Source organism: Stieleria sp. (assembly GCF_041595215.1).
Lineage (GTDB): Bacteria > Planctomycetota > Planctomycetia > Pirellulales > Pirellulaceae > Stieleria > Stieleria magnilauensis.
Map to the genome: position 1 here is coordinate 1 of NZ_JBFHKV010001417.1, position 1759 is coordinate 1759.

Sequence of the window (1759 nt, forward strand, 5' to 3'; positions counted from 1 at the left end):
CGGGATCCTGGTCTACAGCCCGTTGATGCACGGCATGCTCGCGGACAAATTCAAATCGGCCGCCGAGGTTCCCGACGGGCGAGCCCGTTCGCGACACTTCACGACCGACCGGCCACTGGCGCGACATGGAGAACCCGGATGCGAATCCGAGACGTTTGCGGCGCTGGATCGGATCCGCGAAATCGCTGCTTCGGTCGGCTGCAGCATGGCAGAGCTCGCCTTGACGTGGACGCTCTCCAAACCCGGCGTGGTCAGCGTGATCGCCGGTGCCCGCAACACCGATCAGCTACGACAGAACGTCGATTTCCTTGAACGCTCACTGTCCGCCGACACAGTCGCCGCCTTGGACGCGGCAACCGATGAACTGAAAGCCGCCCTGGGCAGCAACCCCGACCTGTGGGACGGCGGCGACAATTCGAGGTACCATTAAGTGGCGTAAGCTTCCAGCTTGCGATACCGTGGCACAAGCTTCCAGCTTGCGATACTGTGAGAGCCCCCCGAACGCAAGCTGGAAGCGTACGCCACTTGAGTGATCCAATGAGCACCCGTGCGAACCCTTATCAGTCACCGCCGGAAACTGAATCGCAAGTCCGCGTCGATGGCCAGACGGGTGGGTTTGGAAAGATCTGCTTTTGGGCCGGTCTCGCGTTCACCTCGTTCGGGTTTGTCGCGATGTTCCTTCCAAACCTGCCGCCGCTCGGATTCTTGCTAATCGCGCTGTCGTTTTTCGTCGTCACGTTGATCGGCGGTCGGGGCTACCGCAAGCGCGCGGTCGCCGGCATCACCGTCTGCCTGATCCTCTGCGGCGGCTTTCTGTTTCAAATGCGAGTGATGCACGCTAAACTTGCGGCCGAACGTGCCCGGCAACAAGCAATGGCAGCCGAACAAGCCGCGAGAGTGATCGCGGAATCGAGCCGCTCCGACCAGTCGGATTCGAATGCGGCTCCGTGACAGGGCATGCTCCCTCGGATCGACAGATGGCAGACCTCTAATCATGAACACCGCGATGCAGCGAATTTCAATGGTCGTTAGTTTGCTGGTGTGCCTTTCCGCGGCAAACGGTTTCGCCGCGGACGCCGTTGCGCTGCAGCAGCTGCCCTTTCGCGGGACGGACGGGCGAGTGATCTCGCTGGACGATTCTGCAGTCCACGTGGTTTGTTTCCTGGGGACAGAATGCCCGCTGGCTCGACTGTATGGCCCCCGTCTGCAGCGAATGGCTGATCGGCATGCCGACCGAGGCGTCGCGTTCTTCGGCGTCAACAGCAACGTGCAAGATTCCCCTGCGGAAATCGATGCCTATGCAAAGCAGTACGCGATCGAGTTTCCGATGGTCAAAGATGCCGATCAATCGATCGCCGACGCCTTTGGTGCGACACGCACCCCCGAAGTGTTTGTGGTCGATGCCGGTGGCAAGATCGTTTACCAAGGACGCATCGACGATCAATACGAACCAGGCGTCTCGCGAGCCCGGCCGACGCAGAACGATCTACACGATGCCCTCGAATCCCTGTTGTCGGGCCATCCGATCCCAACGCCCAAGACCACCAGCGTCGGTTGCTTGATTACACGCACCGCGAAACATGCGACGAAGGATTCCCCTTCGGAACCGGTGACCTTCAACGCCGACATCGCATCGATCCTGAACGAACACTGCGTGGAATGTCACCGCGGCGGTGAGATCGCGCCGATGGCCCTGACGGACTACGACGAAGTGGTCGGTTGGGGGCAGATGATTTTGGAAGTCATCGACCAGAAACGC

The 1759-nt window shown here is 60.5% G+C and carries 3 protein-coding genes; all 3 read left to right on the forward strand.

Features of this window, described 5'->3' with window-relative positions; all coding sequences use genetic code 11:
- Positions 1–430 (forward strand): aldo/keto reductase (locus ABX749_RS31745; protein WP_372899565.1); only part of this gene is annotated, 430 nt, incomplete at its 5' end.
- Between the two features lie 107 nt (positions 431–537).
- Positions 538–951 (forward strand): hypothetical protein, encoded by a 414-nt coding sequence (locus tag ABX749_RS31750; protein ID WP_372899566.1) that lies wholly within the window; start codon positions 538–540, stop codon positions 949–951.
- Between the two features lie 70 nt (positions 952–1021).
- A partial coding sequence (locus ABX749_RS31755) for a redoxin domain-containing protein (RefSeq protein ID WP_372899567.1) occupies positions 1022–1759 on the forward strand: 738 nt, incomplete at its 3' end.